This is a genomic window from Rhodanobacter sp. B2A1Ga4, from assembly GCF_018101315.1.
Classification (GTDB): domain Bacteria; phylum Pseudomonadota; class Gammaproteobacteria; order Xanthomonadales; family Rhodanobacteraceae; genus Rhodanobacter; species Rhodanobacter thiooxydans_A.
This window is the reverse complement of sequence record NZ_JADBJR010000001.1, coordinates 945419-964382: the sequence shown is the minus strand read 5'-3', so window position 1 is coordinate 964382 and position 18964 is coordinate 945419. Positions and strand designations below refer to the sequence as shown.

At 68.0% G+C, this 18964-nt stretch carries 14 protein-coding genes; 12 read left to right on the top strand and 2 right to left on the bottom strand.

The features are described from left to right. Positions 1 to 24 precede the first annotated feature (24 nt). Together IMW82_RS04410 and IMW82_RS04405 are read left to right on the top strand one after the other, a co-directional pair. On the top strand, positions 25 to 729 hold the full coding sequence (locus IMW82_RS04410) for a glutathione S-transferase N-terminal domain-containing protein (protein WP_211003959.1): 705 nt from the start codon (positions 25 to 27) through the stop codon (positions 727 to 729). 104 nt (positions 730 to 833) lie between these two features. Beyond that, positions 834 to 1529 (top strand): VIT family protein, encoded by a 696-nt coding sequence (locus IMW82_RS04405; protein WP_108473037.1) that lies wholly within the window; start codon positions 834 to 836, stop codon positions 1527 to 1529. A 24-nt stretch (positions 1530 to 1553) separates the two neighbouring features. On the opposite strand, the gene IMW82_RS04400 is transcribed toward IMW82_RS04405, so the two are convergent. Then, positions 1554 to 3761: a penicillin acylase family protein gene (locus IMW82_RS04400; protein WP_211003958.1), complete on the bottom strand. Its 2208-nt coding sequence runs from the start codon at positions 3759 to 3761 to the stop codon at positions 1554 to 1556. Positions 3762 to 3917: 156 nt separating this feature from the next. Here IMW82_RS04400 and bla point away from each other — a divergent pair, with 156 nt between their 5' ends. From bla to IMW82_RS04375, 5 genes are all read left to right on the top strand, one after another. Further along, entirely contained in the window at positions 3918 to 4793 is an 876-nt protein-coding gene (bla, locus tag IMW82_RS04395) for a class A beta-lactamase (RefSeq protein WP_211003957.1), read from the top strand. Positions 4794 to 5088: 295 nt separating this feature from the next. Further along, the gene (locus tag IMW82_RS04390) at positions 5089 to 6597 is read left to right on the top strand and encodes an acetyl-CoA hydrolase/transferase family protein (protein WP_211003956.1); all 1509 of its coding nucleotides are present in this window, start codon (positions 5089 to 5091) and stop codon (positions 6595 to 6597) included. A gap of 82 nt (positions 6598 to 6679) precedes the next feature. After that, positions 6680 to 7108, top strand: a complete 429-nt coding sequence (locus IMW82_RS04385) for a VOC family protein (protein WP_211003955.1) — start codon at positions 6680 to 6682, stop codon at positions 7106 to 7108. Between the two features lie 112 nt (positions 7109 to 7220). Then, positions 7221 to 8108, top strand: a complete 888-nt coding sequence (locus tag IMW82_RS04380) for a patatin-like phospholipase family protein (protein ID WP_211003954.1) — start codon at positions 7221 to 7223, stop codon at positions 8106 to 8108. A 168-nt stretch (positions 8109 to 8276) separates the two neighbouring features. Continuing rightward, entirely contained in the window at positions 8277 to 10112 is a 1836-nt protein-coding gene (locus IMW82_RS04375; RefSeq protein ID WP_211003953.1) for an FAD-binding oxidoreductase, read from the top strand. 93 nt (positions 10113 to 10205) lie between these two features. Here the strand turns inward: IMW82_RS04375 and IMW82_RS04370 are convergent, their stop codons facing one another. Beyond that, positions 10206 to 12431 (bottom strand): cbb3-type cytochrome c oxidase subunit I, encoded by a 2226-nt coding sequence (locus IMW82_RS04370; RefSeq protein ID WP_345777115.1) that lies wholly within the window; start codon positions 12429 to 12431, stop codon positions 10206 to 10208. A gap of 502 nt (positions 12432 to 12933) precedes the next feature. Between IMW82_RS04370 and IMW82_RS04365 the strand changes: the two genes are divergently transcribed. The 5 genes from IMW82_RS04365 (at position 12934) to IMW82_RS04345 (ending at position 18956) form a co-directional block, all read left to right on the top strand. Next, entirely contained in the window at positions 12934 to 13710 is a 777-nt protein-coding gene (locus IMW82_RS04365; protein ID WP_211003952.1) for an iron-containing redox enzyme family protein, read from the top strand. Between the two features lie 64 nt (positions 13711 to 13774). Then, on the top strand, positions 13775 to 16531 hold the full coding sequence (locus IMW82_RS04360; protein WP_211003951.1) for an EAL domain-containing protein: 2757 nt from the start codon (positions 13775 to 13777) through the stop codon (positions 16529 to 16531). A 104-nt stretch (positions 16532 to 16635) separates the two neighbouring features. Beyond that, on the top strand, positions 16636 to 17625 hold the full coding sequence (lipA, locus tag IMW82_RS04355) for a lipoyl synthase (protein WP_211003950.1): 990 nt from the start codon (positions 16636 to 16638) through the stop codon (positions 17623 to 17625). Positions 17626 to 17662: 37 nt separating this feature from the next. Continuing rightward, on the top strand, positions 17663 to 18004 hold the full coding sequence (locus IMW82_RS04350; RefSeq protein ID WP_108473028.1) for a carboxymuconolactone decarboxylase family protein: 342 nt from the start codon (positions 17663 to 17665) through the stop codon (positions 18002 to 18004). Between the two features lies 1 nt (position 18005). Next, positions 18006 to 18956: a cysteine synthase family protein gene (locus tag IMW82_RS04345; protein WP_211003949.1), complete on the top strand. Its 951-nt coding sequence runs from the start codon at positions 18006 to 18008 to the stop codon at positions 18954 to 18956. The last annotated feature ends 8 nt before the right edge of the window (positions 18957 to 18964 follow it).

The window sequence follows — 18964 nt, the reverse complement described above, 5'->3', positions numbered from 1 at the left end:
GTCCCCACACTGCAGGAGCACCACGTGACCCGGTTGTCCGACTTTCCCATCAGCGCGCGCTGGCCCGCGCAGCATCCCGACCGCATCCAGCTCTACTCGCTGAACACGCCGAACGGCGTGAAAGCATCGATCATGCTGGAGGAAACCGGCCTGCCGTACGAGCCGCACCTGATCGACATCATGCGGGACGAGACTCACACGGCGGAGTTTCTCGCGCTGAACCCGAACGGCAAGATCCCCGCGATCATCGACCCGCAGGGCCCCGGCGGTGAGCCGCTGGCACTGTTCGAGTCGGGCGCGATCCTGCTGTACCTGGCGGACAAGGCCGGCCAGTTCATCCCGGTCGATGCGGCGCGGCGCTGGGAGACGATCCAGTGGCTGTTCTTCCAGATGGCGTCGATCGGCCCGATGTTCGGCCAGGTTGGTTTCTTCAACAAGTTCGCCGGCAAGGCGTACGAGGACAAGCGTCCGCTGCAGCGCTACGTCGACGAATCAAAGCGCTTGCTGGGCGTGCTCGATGGCCGCCTCGACGGTCGTCGCTGGATCATGGGCGACGACTACACCATTGCCGACATCGCCACGCTGGGCTGGGTGAACAACCTGATCACGTTCTACGAGGCGCGCGAGCTGGTGGAGTTCGAGCGCTTCGCGAACGTCGCCGCGTGGCTCGAACGCGGCCTGGCGCGCCCGGCGGTACAGCGAGGGCTGAAGATCCCCGGCCGCGGCTGAATTTTCGCGATGGCTGGGGCACCGGCCGTGGCGGTGACGAGAAGCTTTTGCACGGGCCTGCGCAAACCTGCGCACAATGCCGCCATCCGACCTGCGAGATCGCCATGCCCCGACACCATCACGAACGACATCGCACCGACCGCATCGGCTGGCTGCGCGCGGCGGTGCTGGGCGCGAACGACGGCATCGTGTCGACCGCCAGCCTGGTGCTGGGCGTGGCGGCAGCGCACGCCAGCGGGCAGAACATCCTGGTCGCCGGTGTCGCCGGGCTGGTGGCCGGGGCGATGTCGATGGCCGCCGGCGAGTACGTGTCGGTGCATTCGCAGGCCGACAGCGAGCACGCCGAACTCGAGCGCGAGCACCAGGAACTGCAGGCCGACGTGGAAGCCGAGCATCGCGAGCTGGCGGCGATCTACGTCGGCCGTGGGCTCGACCCGCAGCTGGCGCGGCAGGTAGCCGACCAGCTGATGGCGCACGACGCGCTGGATGCCCACGCCCGCGACGAGCTGGGCATCACCGAAGCGCTGAAGGCACGACCGCTGCAGGCCGCCGGAGCCTCGGCGCTGAGCTTCGCGGTGGGCTCCGCGCTGCCGCTGCTGGTGGTGGCGCTGGCGCCGGCGACGGCGTTGCTGTGGCTGGTGTTCGCCACTTCGCTGGTATTCCTCGCCGTGCTCGGCGCGGTGGCGGCGTGGGCCGGCGGCGCGAAGATGGGCGTCGGCGCCATGCGCATCACGTTCTGGGGCGCGCTGGCGATGGCGGTCACCACCGGCGTGGGCATGCTGTTCGGCACCGCCGCGTAACGCGGCGGCCCGTAGCGCGATGGCTCATTCGCCGGGGTGGTAGACCCGCTCGGTGTGGCCCTTGAGCTGCTCGGGCCAGAAGTACACCGTGCGCAGGTTGCCGGTGGTGTAGCGCTCGGCCTCGTCGTTGAAGTGCTTCGAGCCCGGGTGGCCGCTCTCGCCGCCGGCAGTGATCGCACGCGCGCCGACCTTCGGGCCGAACTCCACCACCGCCACGAAGCTGTTGCCGCTGGTGCCGTAGTACTTCTTCGTGCCGGGCCAGCGGTGCGCGCCGAACGAGGCCAGCGAACCCCAGCGCGAGGAGACGAACGGCACCGGGATGCTCGGCCTGGCGTCGTCGAACTTCTGCACGATGGCACCGTCGTTGCGCTGGAAGCGGTTGACCTCGCCCCACGGCACGCCCCAACTGCCGAAATCCTTCGTCAATCGATCGGATGCCTCGACCAGCGCCTGCAGGCGCAGCTTCGCACCGGCCTTGTCGGCGATGTAGTCATAGATCGTCAGGCCTTCGGCGGTGTCGGCCTTGCTGGCCTGGTCCCATAGCGTGTCGCCCCAGAACACCGCCAGCGTGGTCGGCATCGAGGCGATGCCCCAGCGGTAATCCCAATCGCGCAACAGCGCGATCTGACCTTTCAGGCGTGACTTGAGCGGATCGCTGGCGGGCAGCGAGTCGTAGTCGGCGATCAGGATCGGCAACTGCCGCGCGAACGCCGGCAGGTACGAATCGAACGCCTTGGTGATCAGCGAGGCCATCGTGACGTCGTGCGCGCCGGTGAGCAGGCGGGTGGCGTGGATGCCGCGCGGGTTCTCGCCGAAGCTGTCCATGTAGCGCGGGTAGTCCGCCTGCTTCGGGCTGAACGCGCCGGCGGCGGAGTACGGCCAGTTGTTGGTATTCATGATCCAGCCGTTGGGCGGGTTGAGCAGGTGCGGCGCCTCGTCGAGCGCATGCAGGCCCTGCCAGTCGGTGGCCGGATCGCTGCCGTCGACCGGCTTTGTATAGTCGAAGCGGTTGTCGCGCCTGGGGATGAACTGCGGGTGCATGTATGCGATCTCGCCCTTGTCGTCGGCGAAGATGGTGTTGTTCGACGAGTTGGCCTTCAGCTCGGCCACCTTCAGGTAGCTGGCGTAGTCGCTGGCCTTGGTGCGCAGCCAGCTCTGCTCGAGCGCTTGCAGCGGCTTGTTCATCATCGCCACGGCGATCCACCTGCCGTCGGCCGCGCGCACGATCGGGCCGTGGTGGGTGAAGTGCGCGTCGAAGCTGCGCGTGGCCAGCGCGCCGTCCTTCGCCCGGTACGCCACGCGGATCGTGCGCGTGGTGACCGGCCGCAGCTCCTTGCCGTAGCGGTAGAACAGCTTGCCGCCCTGGTGCACGATGGTTTCGGCGAACTCGTCGACCACGTCGGCGCCGGTGGAGGTGTGCATCCAGCCGATGTGGTGATTGAAGCCCTGGTAGACGAAGAACTGGCCCCAGGTCACCGCGCCGTAGGCATCCAGCCCCGCGTCGCTGGTCATCTGCAGTTCGGAGCGGAAGAAGAACGAGGTGTGCGGGTTGATCCACAGCAGCGCGTGGCCGTCGGCAGTGAGCCTGGGCGCGATCGCGAAGCCGTTGGAACCGGTGGGCTCGACCCAACTGGACGGCGTGTCCGCGCGTGCCAGCGCGGCGGGGTTGCGGCCGTAGAACGCTTCGAGCTGCTTCAGCGACACCCGCTCGATGTCGCCGCCGATGCTGCCTTCGCTGAAGCTGAGTGCCATCCACGGCTCGAAATGTTTGATGACGCGCGGATGCACGTCCGGATGCGTGGCGAGGTAATAGTTGAGTCCGTCGGCCCAGCTGTTCATCAGCGCCTGCAGCCAGGCGGGGCTCTTCGCGTACAGGGCCTGCAACTCGACCGGGTCGATGAACAGCCGCTGCCGCAGGTCCTGCCATAGCGCGGATTCGCCCTCGGCCTCGGCGAGCCGGCCGAGTGAGGTGAGGTAGTTCGTCTCGACCCGGTTGAAGTCGTCCTCGGCCTGGGCGTAGGCCATGCCGAACACCGCGTCGGCGTCGGTGCGGCCGTGCACGTGCGCAATGCCCCAGTCGTCGCGGGTGATCGTCACGGCCTGCGCCTCGTGCTGCCAGCGCGCCTGTTCGGATGTCTCGGCGTGGGCACCGGTGGCGGTGCCGAAGGCGAGCAGGGCAAGCGGCAGCAGTCGCGCCAGCCGGCGCGGGAGTTTGGCGAAACCTGTCGGCATGAATTTCCCCTGCAATGGTGCGGATCCGTCGCAACACTAGAAGTCCGGGCGGCACCAGCGCAAGTGATCGCGGTTGCCCGGGAATTGCCCGAACTCCCGCCGCGGAGCGCCCGCGCCACCCTGCAGGATCGGCTTTCCCCGCTTGAAGGCCATGCCATGAATCGTCGAAGCCTGCTCAAGGGTGCCGTGATCGGCGCCGCATCGCTGCTGGTTCGTCCAACCCTTGCACTGGAAGTCCTGCGTGATGGCGACGCGAGCGCCCGCCTGGCCGCGCTGGAACGCCGGCATGGCGGTCGCCTCGGCGTGGCCGTTCTGGATACCGGCAGCGGGCGCCGTATCGGCCATCGCGTCGACGAGCGCTTCGCGATGTGCAGCACGTTCAAGCTGCTGGCGGCGGCCGCGGTGCTGGCGCGGGTGGATCGCGGCGTGGAAGCACTGGAGCGGCACGTCGTTTTCGACAAGGACGCGCTGGTGACGTATTCGCCGGTCACCAGCCATCGCGTCGGCGCGCCGGGCATGACGATGGCCGAGCTCTGCCATGCCGCGATCACCATGAGCGACAACACCGCGGGCAACCTGTTGCTGCACAGCCTGGGCGGGCCCGCGGGATGGACCGCGTATGCGCGCAGCCTCGGCGACGGCCTGAGCCGGCTCGATCGCATCGAGACCGAACTCAACGAGGCGCGCCCGGGCGATCCGCGCGACACCACGACGCCGGCGGCGATGCTGGCGAACCTGCACGCACTGCTGCTGGGGACGGCCTTGTCCGATGCGTCGCGCGGGCAACTGGCCGGATGGCTGCGTGCCAATACCACCGGTGACGCGCGCCTGCGCGCGGGGGTACCGGCCGGCTGGCGCGTGGGCGACAAGACCGGCAGCGGCAACCATGCCGCCACCAACGACGTCGCCATCATCTGGCCGCCGCAACGCAAGCCGTTGCTGGTGGCGGCGTACTACGCAGAGTCCACCGCCGATGCCAACGCACGCAACGTGGTACTGGCCGAAGTGGGGCGGATCGCCGTGTCGATCTGACTACGCAGCCGTTGCGCGGACTCGTGCTTGAGGAGTACCTGCGATGGGTGGCACGGGGAACCGGCGGCCACGGTGCGCCTCTGGTGGGCGTCGGTGCCGCCATGTCGCGCGGCGTTGACCATTATCACGCTGCGCTTGTAGAACCGCGGCGCGGCGACGCTTTGACGCATGCGCCGAAGGTCGCCTTGGCGGGCCGCATCTGCGCGTCCAGAATGGGTTCCTGGCACTGTCGCGATCTGGGTATCACGCCGGCGGCCGTTTCCTGTCCAAGCCTCTTTTGACGATTCGGAAAACCATGACGACACGCATTGCACATGCCGGCCTGGCCGCGCGCCGCATGTCGGCGGAGCAGGCGGCCGAACTGATCCTGCCGGGCATGACGGTGGGTATGAGCGGCTTCACCGGCGCCGGCTACCCCAAGGCCGTGCCGCTGGCGCTGGCCACGCGCATCGCCGCGGCGCACGAGCGCGGCGACAAGTTCGCGCTGCGCATCCTCACCGGGGCCTCCACCGCGCCGGAGCTGGACGGCGCGCTGGCGCGCGTGGGCGGCATCGACTTCCGCCTGCCATACCAGTCCGACCCCGAGCTGCGCGCGCGCATCAATGCCGGCCAGATCGAATACATGGACATCCACCTGGGCCAGGTGGCGCAGTACGCGTGGTGCGGTTTCCTCGGCAAGATCGACGTGGCACTGGTCGAGGTCGCCGGCATCCTGCCGGACGGCCGGCTGGTGCCGTCCACCTCGGTGGGCAACAACAAGACCTGGCTGGACCTGGCCGACAAGGTGATCCTGGAGGTGAACCGGCGCCAGCCCGAAGGGCTCGACGGCATGCACGACATCTACTATGGCACCGCGCTGCCGCCGCATCGCAGGCCGATTCCGCTGCTGCAGCCGGGCGACCGCATCGGCGAGCCGTACCTGCGCTGCGACCTGGACAAGGTGGTCGCGGTGGTGGAGAGTGATGCGCCCGACCGGCTGGGCCGCTTCGCGCCGCCGGACGAGGCATCGCGGCGCATCGCCGGGCACCTGGTGGAGTTCTTCCGCCACGAGATCGCCGCCGGACGACTGGGCGAACAGTTGCTGCCGCTGCAGTCGGGCGTGGGCAACATCGCCAATGCGGTGCTGGGTGGCCTGCGCGAGGGCGGCTTCCGCGGCCTGACCGCGTTCACCGAGGTGATCCAGGACGGCATGCTGGAGCTGCTCGGCGACGGCACCATCGCGATGGCCTCGGCCACCTCGCTGTCGCTGAGTCCCGAGGGGGTGGAGGAGTTCGTGCGCCGCATCGACTTCTACCGCCAGCACATTGTGCTGCGCCCACAGGAGATGTCCAACCACGCCGAGCTGGTGCGCCGGCTCGGCTGCATCGCGATGAACGGCATGGTCGAGGCCGACATCTACGGCAACGTCAATTCCACCCACGTCGCCGGCAGCCGCATCATCAACGGCATCGGCGGCTCCGGCGACTTCGCCCGCAACGGTTTCCTGTCCTGCTTCATGAGCCCGAGTACGGCCAAGAACGGCGCCATCTCGGCGCTCGTGCCGATGGTCAGCCACGTCGACCACACCGAGCACGACGTGGGACTGGTGGTGACCGAGCAGGGTCTGGCCGATCTGCGCGGACTGTCGCCGAAGCAGCGGGCGCGGGCGGTGATCGCGCAGTGCGCGCATCCGGACTACCGGCCGATGCTGCAGGACTACTTCGACCGCGCCTGCCGCGACAGCTACGGCAAGCACACGCCGCACCTGCTGAACGAGGCGTTGTCCTGGCACCAGCGCTACCTGGACAGCGGCAGCATGCGCTGAGCGCTGTCGATTTGCGTTCGGGCCATTCGTCATCCTTCCGAGCCGAGGTATCGGCTCGGCCAACCACGATGAGGATGCCCCCATGCAAGTCCAGCCCTACCTGTTCTTTGACGGCCGCTGCGAAGAGGCCATCACGTTCTACCGCCAGGCGATCGGCGCCGAGGTGGTCATGCTGATGCGCTATGCCGATGGCCCTGACGGCTCCGCCCAGTGCCCCGATGGCACGCAGCCGCCGGCGGACAAGGTGATGCACGCCTGCCTGCAGATCGGCGCCAGCCAGGTGCTGGTCTCGGACGGTTTCTGCGGCGGCCAGCCCAAGTTCGACGGCTTCTCGCTGGCGCTCACCGCCGATGACGATGTCGCGGCGCGGCGCCTGTTCGATGCGCTCGCCGATGGCGGCCAGGTGCAGCAGCCGCTGATGTCCACCTTCTTCGCCTCCAGCTTCGGCATGCTGGCCGATCGTTTTGGCGTGGCGTGGATGGTGCTGGTACCGAGCGCGCCGGCCGGCTGACGGCACGGCGACCACCGGATTGCCTGCTGCGGGCCTGCACGAGGAACCTGCCGCCACGGTGTGCGTCAGATGATCGGGTGCGCCGTAATATCAGTTCATGCAGGTGGCTGAGATGGCAGAGGCAGAACCGTTCGTCGGGAGTGCGCAGCGGCGTACCGCCTTCGTGCTGGCCGGTGGCGGCAGCCTCGGCGCGGTCGAGGTGGGCATGCTGCAGGCGCTGCTTGACTGGGGCGAGGTGCCGGCGTTCCTGGTCGGCGCCTCGGCCGGTGCGATCAACGCGGCGTATTTCGCCGGCGACCCGACTGCCGCCGGTGCCCGTGAGCTGGAGCGGATCTGGTGTGCGCTGACACGGCGCGAGGTGCTTCCGTTCAACCTGGGCAGCGTGTTCGGCCTGCTGCGCCGGCGCGACCATCTGGTGGATTCGTCCGGCCTGCGCCGCCTGCTCGAACGCCACCTGCCTTATCGGCAGCTGCAGGACGCGGCCCTGCCGGTCCACCTGGTGGCGTCGGACATGCTGAACGGACGGGAGGTGCTGCTGTCCACGGGACCAGTGGTTGACGCGGTGCTGGCCAGTGCCGCGATTCCGGGCGTGTATCCGCCGGTGCAGATCGACGGACGCTGGCTGGTCGACGGTGGTGTGGCCAACAACACGCCGATCTCGGTCGCGTTTGGCCTCGGTGCCACGCGCGTGATCGTGCTGCCCACCGGGTTTGCCTGTGCGCTCGAGCGGGCGCCGTCGGGTGCGGTCGCACGCGCGATGCATGCGCTCAGCCTGCTGGTGGCGCGCCAGTTGGTGCAGGACGCCGATCGCTTTGCAGCGGATGCCACGGTGGAGCTGCGCATCGTGCCGAGCCTGTGCCCGCTCGATGTCTCGCCGTACGACTACTCCGCGGCGGCCCGACTGATCACCCGTGCCAGGACGGAGACTGGCCGCTGGCTCGAAGGGGGTGGGCTGGATCGCGGCGGAACACCCCGGCAGCTGCGCGAGCACCACGACTGACCGGCCCGGTCCTTGGGCATGTCTGTGGGTCGGCTGGTGTCAGCCATCCATCCCGACTTGCCGCCACTGGTCACCGGGTCGGTGCCATTCGTCACTGGTGGCTGGCGTGCGCGGTGGGTTCGTTTCATCGTGGCGCCGCTCCCACGAACTTTCCGGAAGGACGATGCGATGAAACGAAGAGACCTGCTGAAGGCTGCGCTGGCGATCCCGCTGCTGCCGGGCCTGCTTTCCGGCGGCGTGGTGGCGGTGGCCCGGGCGGCAGCCGCGATGCCGGCGCGTTTTCGCTCGCGGGTACGCCCCGGCGACCCGATGTGGCCCTCCGCCGCCAGCTGGGAGCAGCTGAAGCACGACGTGGGCGGGCGATTGCTCAAGCTGGAGTCGCCATTTGCCGGCTGCGGCCCGGCACCGGCCAGCGCCGCCTGCAACGAGGCGCTGAAGCACCTGGACAATCCGTTCTACCTGGGCGACCAGCCGGCGCTGACCCAGACCAGCGGCTGGGTCGACGCGTGGACGTCGCAGCCGAGCGCGTATGCGGTGGCCGCCGAAAGCACGGCGGACGTGGTCGCGGCAGTGAATTTCGCACGTGAGCACCACCTGCGCCTGGTGGTGAAGGGCGGCGGGCACAGCTACCAGGGCACCTCCGACGCGCCGGATTCGCTGCTGGTGTGGACGCGGCACATGCGTGACATCCGCTTGCACGACGCCTTTACGGGGCAGGGCTGTGCCGGCACGCAGGCGCCGCAGCCGGCGGTGTCGATAGGTGCCGGCGCGATGTGGATCGACGCCTACGACGCGGTGACCACCCGCGGCGGCCGCTACGTGCAGGGCGGCGGCTGCACCACGGTGGGCGTGGCCGGGCTGGTGCAGAGCGGCGGGTTCGGCAGCTTCTCCAAGCGCTACGGCACCGCGGCAGCGGGCCTGATCGAGGCGGAGATCGTCACCGCCGACGGCCAGGTGCTTGTCGCCAATGCCTGCACGAACCCCGACCTGTTCTGGGGCATCAAGGGCGGCGGTGGCGGCAGCCTGGGCGTGGTCACCCGGCTGACCTTGCGCACGCGCGAGTTGCCGGAGTTCTTCGGCGCCGTGTCCGGCTCGATCAAGGCCGCCTCGGATGCGGCCTACCGCGCCCTGATCGCGAGGCTGATCGGCTTCTACCAGGAAGCGCTGTTCAACCCGCACTGGGGCGAGCAGATCAGTTTCGGCTCGGATAACACCGTGCACATCAACATGGTGTTCCAGGGCCTGGCCCAGCCGCAGGCGGAGCAGGTCTGGGCACCTTTGCTCGACTGGGTCCGGGCGCGCAAGGAATACAGCCTGGTGAAACCGGTTCAGGCACAGGCGTTGCCGGCGCGGCACATGTGGGACGCCGAGTTCTTCCGGCAGCACGCGCCCGGTGTCCAGGTCGGTGACGACCGCCCCGGCGCGCCGCGGAACCACGTGCTGTGGGCGGGCGACCAGGGTCAGGTCGGCTGGTTCATCCACGGCTACAAGTCGGCGTGGCTGCCGGCGTCACTGCTGCAGAAGGAGCGGCAGGCAAGGCTGGTCGACGCCCTGTTCGCCTGCACCTGCCACTGGGGCGTGGGCTTTCATTTCAACAAGGGCCTGGCCGGTGCGTCGGCGGCCGAGATTGCCGCCGCGCGCGATACCGCGACGAACCCACAGGTGCTGGACGCGTTCGCGCTGGCGATCATCGCCGGCGACGGGCCGCCGGCCTTCCCCGGCATGCCTGGACCGAAGCCGGACCTGGCGCGTGCCCGCGATCGCGCCGCCGCCATGGGCAAGGCGATCGACGCCTTGCGGCATGCGGCGCCCGGCGCCGGCTCGTATGTGTCGGAGAGCGACTATTTCGAACGCGACTGGCAACGCGCGTTCTGGGGCACGAATTACCCGCGGCTGGCGGCGGTGAAGCGCAACTACGATCCGGCCGGGCTGTTTTTCGTGCACCACGGCGTGGGCAGCGAGGCGTGGAGTGCGGACGGGTTCAGTCGACGGGAAGACGCCTGAGTATGCTGTTCCGGCATTACCGCGCTGCCCCGGCCATACCGGCGGCAGCGCGGCTGCCGCCATCGGTCGGTGGCGCCAAAGTCCGGCCTGCGCTCAGGCGGACGGTGGCGCTGCACGCACGCCCAGCCAGCCCTTGATCGCGGCGATGGTCAGCGGGATTGCGCCGAAGATGATGAGCACCAGGTCGCCGGGCAGGCGCATCCACTCGATCAGGTGCGAGCGCGGGCTGCCGATGTAGTCGAGCGAGCGGGCGTGCCAGTAGCCGTGCTGGATCACGTCCCACACCTGCAGCACGCCACTGGGGAACAGGCTGAACACCACCATCATGGCCAGGCCGATGTTGCTGCCCCAGAAGCCGGTCCGCACGTATTTCTCCATGCCGGCCCAGCGTTCGTCGCTGCTGGTCTGGCGCAGCACGAATACCATCAGCGCCAGCGCCAGCATGCCGAACACGCCCATCATCGCGGCGTGGCCGTGGTTCGGCGTGAGCTGGGTGCCGACTTCGTAGTAGCTGACGATCGGCAGGTTGATCAGGAAGCCGAAGATGCCGGCGCCGACGAAGTTCCACACACCCACCGCGATCAGGAAGTAGAACGTCCAGCGGTGCGGCACCGCCACCGACTTGCCGCAGACGTCGCACTGGCCGCGGGTGGTGCGCACGAAGTCCCAGGCGTCCAGCGTGAGCAGGGTCAGCGGCACCACCTCCAGCACGGAGATCATCGCCGGCATCGCCATGTTGACGCTGGTCTGCCCGCTGAAGTACCAGTGGTGGCCGGTGCCGATCAGGCCGCCGAGGAAGTACAGGATGCCGTCCAGGTAGATCACCCGTAGCGCCACGTTGCGGCGGGTCAGACCCAGTTGGTAGAAGGTCAGCGCCACCACCGTGGTGGCGAAGAACTCGAAGAAACCCTCGACCCACAGGTGGATGATCCAGAAGCGCCAGGTGTCGACCACGGTGTAGTTCGTCTTGGCGCCGAAGAACAGCGCGGGGATGTAGAACACCGGGATCGCCACCGCGGCGAACAGGAACATCTTCACCAGCGGCTTCGACTCCGGGTTGGCCAGCGAGCGTGGGCGCACCAGCAGCCACAGCAGGGCGAACCAGACCAGCAGGCCGACCACCAGCAGCAGCTGCCAGAGGCGGCCCAGCTCCAGGAACTCCCAGCCCTGGTTGCCCAGCCAGAACCACCACTTGCCGAGCATCTGCGCAATGCCCAGCCATTCGCCGAGCAGGCTGCCGCCGATCACCACCACGAATGCGCCGAACAGCAGGTGCACCCATGGCGCGAACCAGCGCGGCTCGTCGCTGCGCAGCGTGCGGCCCAGGAACAGCGCGGCCGCGACATAGGCGGTGGCGATCCAGAAGATCGCCGTCTGCAGGTGCCAGGTGCGCATCAGGTTGCTGGGGAAGATCGTTTCGAGCTGAAAGCCGTAGAAGCTGCCCGGATCGGCGCGGTAGTGCGCCACTGCGCCGCCGACCAGGGTCTGCGCCAGGAACAGCAGCGCCACCACCACGAAGAACTTCACCAGTGCGCGCTGGCCGGGGCTGGCCACGCCCGGCAGCAGGTGCGGGTGGATGTGCTGGCCGCGGCTGATCCAGCCGAGGTAGTCGAACTTGCCGAACATCAGCAGCACCACGGCGATGCCGGCCAGCAGCACGATCAGGCTGAGCGCGCTCCATAGCAGCGCCCCTGGCACCGGCGTGTTGCCGACGGCGGGGTCATAGGGGAAGTTGTTGGTGTAGGAGTAGTTCTCGCCGGGGCGGTTCGCCACCGAGGCCCAGGCTGCCCAGGTCACGAAGGCGCTGAACTGGTGCAGTTCGGCCGGGTCGGTGATCAGCCCGGCCTTGAGGCCGCCGTTGCGTTCGGGGTGCAGGAAGTAGTCGGTCCAGTGGGAAACCTGCTGACGATAGGCCGCGGCTTCCGGCGCGGTCAGCTGCAGCGTGTCGCTGGCCGGATCGTAGCGATTGGTCTTCAGTTCCACCGCGGTTTCCGCGCGCACTGCCGCCTGCCGGGCTGGCGCCAGTTCAGACAGCGGCTGGTGGTACTGCTGTTGCTCGATGGCATCGGCAGCGTCCTCGCCGATGCGGTGCAGCGCTGCGGCCGAGTAATCCGGCCCCAGGTAGGCGCCGTGGCCCCAGATGCTGCCGTTGTCCATCAGGCCATACTTCAGGAAAACCGCCTGGCCGCCGCGGATATCGTCACCGCTGAACAACGGGTTGCCTTGCGCGTCCACCACCCGGGCCGGGATGGATGGGGCGTTGCGGTAGGCCAGCGCGGTGATCGCGAGCAGGCCGGCGAAGCCCAGCACGATCAGCACCGTGCGCAGTTACCAGGGGGACAGTTCGGGGTCTTCGGGGGTCAGTGGCTGGGCGGCAATGCCCATGATGCTTCCTCTTCCACGACATGTGGGCGAGTATCGGGCGGTATCGCAAACACGTCCGCCCGCGGGTGCCGGAACCGGAGCGTGCCTTGTGCAGATTTCCCCCGAATTGTCGTGGCGAGCTTTTTCTTTTTTCCGTGAAGGACATGTGAACGACGGTTGGGTTGGCGATCCATATTCGGCCGAGGCGAATCGGATCGACAGTGGAACAGGCGGGTGCGCGCTCCGGATGGGTGCCTTGGAGCCTCGCGTCGCGCCAGCGGCAACGCCCGGTCACGACGGCGCGCGCAGGCAAGCGGCGCCACGGTGGTCGTGCATGAAGGATTTCGGCATCACCCGCGATGCCGGAAGGCGGCCGGCATCGGGATTTTTGTCTTCCGTACCGGCCATTGACGCTGCGGCTGGTCGCAGCACTCATTGATGACCGAGGAAAAACGCTATGCATACTCCTTTTGACCGTACCGGCCCGCTGACCGAACTGGGCAGCTATCCGCAGTGGGCGCAGGACATGGTGGCCGACTGCGAAAGCACCAGGCAGCGCGTGCTGGATCACGATATCTGGCAGATGATGATCGCCCTGCAGATGGATGCGGAGTCCACCGGCAACTTCATGATGGGCCTGTGGCCGTTCATCGAGCGGTTCCCGAGCTTCATGGCGCTGAATCTGCTGAAGACCCGTTACGGCCGCAGCCCTGGCGACGACAAGGCGCGTCGCTGGCTGGTGCGCAATATCCGGGTCGAGCAGAACCACGCCGAGTACTGGCTGAACTGGGCCGAAGGCGCCGGCGTGCCGCGCGACGACCTGTTGCACCGGGCGCCTCCGCATGGCACCGACGGGCTGGCCCGCTGGTGCGAGGAGATCAGTGCACGAGGCAGCCTGGCGGCCGGCATGGTGGCCACCAACTACGCGATCGAGGGGGTTACCGGCGATTGGTCGAAGCTGATCTACGACAGCGCGAAGTACCGCGACAGCTTCGACCCCGCGATCCGGGCATCCAGCCTGCGTTGGCTGCACCTTCACGCCGCCTATGATGACGTCCACCCGTGGGAAGCATTGGATATAGTGTGCACGCTGATGGGTGAGACTCCCTCGGCCGATGACGTGGCACACCTGGTCGAGTGCATCAAGCGGAGCTACATGAGCATGATCCTGCTTGGTGACCGATGCATCCGGTCGTGCCGCGACCTGTGGGTGGCAAGAGAAGCCGCAGCTTGAGGCAACGCCTGGAACAGACTGTATCCATGGAAGCAGGCTGCATCATCAACTGAATGGGCAGGCGATGCACTCCACCGGCAACAGTTTGCAGAAACCTCTGACACGGCGCCTGCTGCCGCTGGCCTATGCGCTGGCGGTGGTGATCGCGTTGATCATGGCGCTGACCTGGGGCGTGCTGCAGGTCCAGGTCACTCTCGCTGGTTTCCTCAACAGCGAGAGTGTCTGGTCCAAGGCGCAGAAGCAGGCCGTGATCGACCTGGACAACTACGCGCTCGGTGGCGACGCCGCGGACCTGGCCAGCTTCCTGGACCACCACGGGCTGCTTGAGTCCGACCGTTGGGGGCGCGACGCGATCATTGCCGGCGAATACAGCACGGAAGGCATCACCCGCATATTCAAGCGCGGCAACATCATGCCGGCGGCACAGCCGGGCATGACTTTCATGTTGCGGCATTTTTCCGGCATGCCGCATCTGCGCGAGGCGCTTGCGGCCTGGCGTTCCACCGATGCGTCGATCGCCGAGCTCGGCACCATCGCGGACGAGCTGCAGGCCGCCTACCATGCCGGCGGGCCGTCGCCGGCCGAGATCGCGCGGCAGCGTGGGCGCATCAAGGCGCTCAATCTCTACATGGAACCACGCACGGATCTGTTCTCGATCGAGGTCGTGAAGGGGGCCGTGTGGCTGGGTGAGCTGCTGTTCTGGGGGGTGCTGGGGGCGTTCCTGATCGCCGCGCTGCTGTGGTTGCGCATGGCGCGCCGCACCCTGGAAGGCATCCGCGGCAGCGAGGAGCGTTACCGCCTGCTGTTCGACAGCGCCGCCGACGCGATCGTGATGATCGACGAGGCCAGCGGGCGGATCCTGGACGTCAACCGCACCGCTTCGGCGTGGACCGGGCGCCGTGCGGGCGAACTGGTTGGTGACCGTTACGTGCACCTTTTCGCGCAATCCATGGTGGGCCAGCAGGCCGGACGGGCCGCCGCCAACGTGCTGCTGGGAGCCAAGGGCCAGACCCGCCCGGTGGAAACGCAGACCAGCCTGGTCAACTGGGGCAACCAGCCGGTGCGCCAGGCGATCATCCGCGACATCTCCGAGCGGGTGGTGATGGAGCGGGAGCGCCGGATCGCCGCCGAGGCACTGGCCAGCATCGCCGAAGGCGTGATCATCGCCGACGCCGGGCGGCAGGTGATCTCGACCAATGCGGCGCATGCCGCGCTGACCGGCTTCACCAGCCAGGCGCTGCAGGGCAAGCGCCTCGACGACACCCGCCGCCTGCCCAACGGCAAGCCGCTGCCGCAGTCGATCTGGGACAGCGTTGCCGCCGGCCACAACTGGATGGGCGAGGTATTGAGCACCCGCAGCGACGGCAGCAGCTATCCCGAGCACCTCAGCCTCAGCACGATCCGCGATGCCGACGACCAGGTGGTCTACTACGTCGCCGTGCTCACCGACATCCACGAGGCGAAGGCGAACCAGCATCGGCTGGAGCAGATGGCGCGGCACGACCCGCTGACCGGCCTGGCCAACCGGGCGGAATTCGAGCGGCACTGCGCCGAGGCGATCGCGGTGGCCGAGCGCGAGCGGCTGGCCGTGGTGGTGCTGTTCATCGACCTGGATGCATTCAAGATCGTCAACGACAGTTACAGCCATGCGATCGGCGACCGCCTGCTGGTCAAGGTGGCCGAGCGAATCCGCCGGCAGCTGTCCGAGGGCGACGTGGCCGGACGCATCGGCGGCGACGAGTTCACCGTGCTGATCCCGCGGCTGATCCTGCGCGAGGACGCGCGGGCGATCGTCGGCCGTCTGCTCACCAGTTTGTCCGAACCGCTGCTGGTGGACGACTACGAGATCGTGCTGAGCGCCAGCATCGGCGTGGCCGGCTATCCGCTGGACGGCGACAGCGCGCTGGCGCTCATCGCGAACGCCGACGCGGCGATGTACGCGGCGAAGATCGAGGAGCGCAACGCGTTCCGTTTCTACACGCCGATGATGCACGCCGACACCCGCCGGCGCCTGCAGCTGGCGGCCGAGTTGCGCCAGGCGCTGGCGCGCAACGAATTCCAGCTGGTGTTCCAGCCCAGTGTCGAGTTGCGCACCGGCCGCATCGTGGCGGTGGAGGCGCTGGTGCGCTGGCAGCATCCCGAGCGTGGCGAGGTGTTGCCGGCCGAATTCATTCCGGTGGCGGAGGGCCTGGGCCTGATCCGCCGCATCGACGAATGGGTGATGCAGGCCACCTGTGCCCAGATCCAGGCCTGGGACCTGGCTGGTGTGCCGCCGATCCGCGTGGCGGTGAACATTTCGGCGCGCTGGTTCGGCCATCCGGCTTTCGTCGACGGGGTCAGCCGGACCCTGCAGTCGCGACAGTTGTCAGCCGGCCGCCTGTTGCTGGAGATCACCGAGAGCGCGATGTTGCGCCTGGGCGACGACGTCGAGCGCACCATGCAGACCCTGCATACGCTCGGCATCGATGTGGCGATCGACGATTTCGGTACCGGTTATTCCTCGATGGCCTACCTGAAGCTGCCGGCAGTGGCCTACCTGAAGATCGACCGCTCCTTCGTCACCGGCCTGCCGGGCAACAGCAACGATGCGGCGATCACCGAGGCGATCCTGGTGATGGCCAGGAGCCTCGGCCTCACCACGATTGCCGAGGGCATCGAGACCGAGGCACAGCACGAGTTCCTGCAGCGCAGTGGCTGCGTCGAGGGGCAGGGCTATTTGTATTCCTACCCGTTGCGGCCCGGGGAAGTGCAGCACCTGCTGTGCCCGAACCAGCCGCCGGTACCGACACGATTGAGGCTGGTGCCGCCGAAGCGCCACTGATCCGGCGCGCCAGCCACGGAGCCATGCCCGGTGCCTTGATATGCATCAGGGCGTCCGGCGGGATGCCGCAGGAGACTGCATGGATTCCACGGATCGTGCCTCCCATGTCCAGCAGCGAACGCATTCCCGACGGCAGCAAATACGTCAGCCCGCAGGGCACCCGCGCGGTCAAGGGCGGCATCCGCCCGAACCAAGCCAGCGACGTGCCGGATGTCGAGCGCAAACCGCCGTGGCTGCGGGTCAAGCTGCCGGGCGGGGCGCAGTACGAGGCGGTGCACGAGATCGTGCGCAGCCACAAGTTGAACACCGTGTGCGCCGAGTCGAAGTGCCCCAACATCGCCGAGTGCTGGGGCCGCGGCACCGCCACGCTGATGCTGATGGGTTCGGTGTGCACGCGCGCGTGCAAGTTCTGCTCGGTCAGCACCGGCAACCCGCAGGGCTGGCTCGATCCGCTGGAGCCGCTGCAGGTAGCCGACGCGGTGGCATTGATGGGACTGAAGTACGTGGTGCTGACCTCGGTCGACCGCGACGACCTGGCCGACGGCGGTGCGGCGCACTACGCCGCCTGCGTGCGGGCGATCCACCAGCGCGCGCCGCAGGCCGCGGTGGAGGCGCTGACCCCGGACTTCGCCGGCAACCACGCCGCGGTGGCGACCGTGCTCGACGCCGGCCTGGTCACCTATGCGCAGAACATCGAGACAGTGGAGCGGCTGACCCATGCCGTGCGCGACCCGCGCGCCGGCTATGCACAGACGCTCGGCGTGCTGGCCTTCGCCAAGCGGCACGCGCCGCAGACGCTGACCAAGACCAGCCTGATGCTGGGCCTGGGTGAGACCGGCGCGGAGGTCGAGCGCACGCTGGGCGATATACGCGGCGCCGACGTCGACGTCGTTACGTTGGGCCAGTACATGCGGCCCAGCCCGCACCACCTGCCGGTGCAGCGTTTCGTCACGCCGGACGAGTTCCGCCACTACCGCGAACTGGCGCTCGGCATGGGTTTCCTGGAGGCAGTTGCCGGGCCGCTGGTGCGTTCGAGCTATCGCGCCGAGCGCGTGCTGGAGCACAACAATCTCGGACTGCAGCTGGGCGTCTAGGCAGCCTGCGGCCGGTCACCTGCTAAGGAGTGTCGCCATGGAACATCCGATGTATCCCTCATCCACCGCGGAGCTGGCGCACAAGCGCCGTGAACTGGCGCCGGAACCGCTGAAGGCGTTCAAGGCGTTCAGCGCCGCGGTGTTCGCCGATGGCGCGCTGCCGAACGTCACCAAGCAGTTGATCGCGGTGGCGGTGGCGCACGTCACCCAATGCCCGTACTGCATCAAGGGCCACACCGCCGAGGCGTTGAAGCAGGGCGCCAGCGAACAGCAGGTCATGGAAGCGATCTGGGTCGCCGCCGAGATGCGCGCGGGTGCAGCCTATGCGCACTCCACGCTGGCGCTGGACACGATGCAGCACGCGCACGAGGCCGGCTGAGATGACCACGCGCTTTGTCACGGTATCGGACAGCATCCTCGACGCGGTGGGCGACACGCCGCTGCTGGAGATCGAGGGCGTCTACGCGAAGATCGAGTTCCTCAACCCCTCCGGCTCGATCAAGGCGCGCATCGCCAAGTACATGATCGAACGAGCGGAGCAGGAGGGCCTGCTCAAGCCCGGCGACACCATCGTCGAGGCGACCAGCGGCAATACCGGCAACGCGCTGTCGATGGTGGCGGCGGTGAAGGGTTACCACATGCTGGTGGTGATGCCCGAGGGCCTGTCCAGCGAGCGCGTGGCGATCTCGCGGGCGTACGGCGCGGATGTGCTGTTCTGCGGCAACTTTCATGTCAACGAGGCGCTGGTTCGCGCGCAGCGGCTCGGCCAGCAGCCGGGCTATTTCGCGCCGAGTCAGTTCGAGTCGGAGTGGAACGTGGAGGAGAACCGGCTGATTCTCGGCCCGGAAATCCTCGCCCAGCTGCCATCGGGCCGCGTGCCGGATGCGCTGGTGCTGGGCGTGGGCACCGGTGGCACGCTGATCGGCGTGGGCCAGGCGTTCCGCGAGGTCAACCCGAATGTACGGCTGTTCGCGATGGAGCCGTCCGAATCGTGCACGATCCTGTGCGGCGAGATTGCCGCGCATACCATCGAGGGTATTTCGGACGGCTTCGTGCCGGGCATCTTCCAGCGCCACGCGGGACTGGTGAACGAGGTGCTGAGCGTGTCCAGCACCGATGCCGTGACCGAAATGAAACGGCTGGCGCGCACGTACGGATTGTTCTGCGGGCCGAGTTCCGGTGCGCACCTGCTGGCCGCCAAGCGCATCCGGCAGAACTTCCCGGAGCTGAAGACCGTGGTCACGGTGTTCTGCGACGAGGGCGAGAAATACCTGCACGAGTATTTCATGCAGGCTGCCGCCGCCGACGTGGGCGCGACGCACTTCCAGTGAAGTTGCTG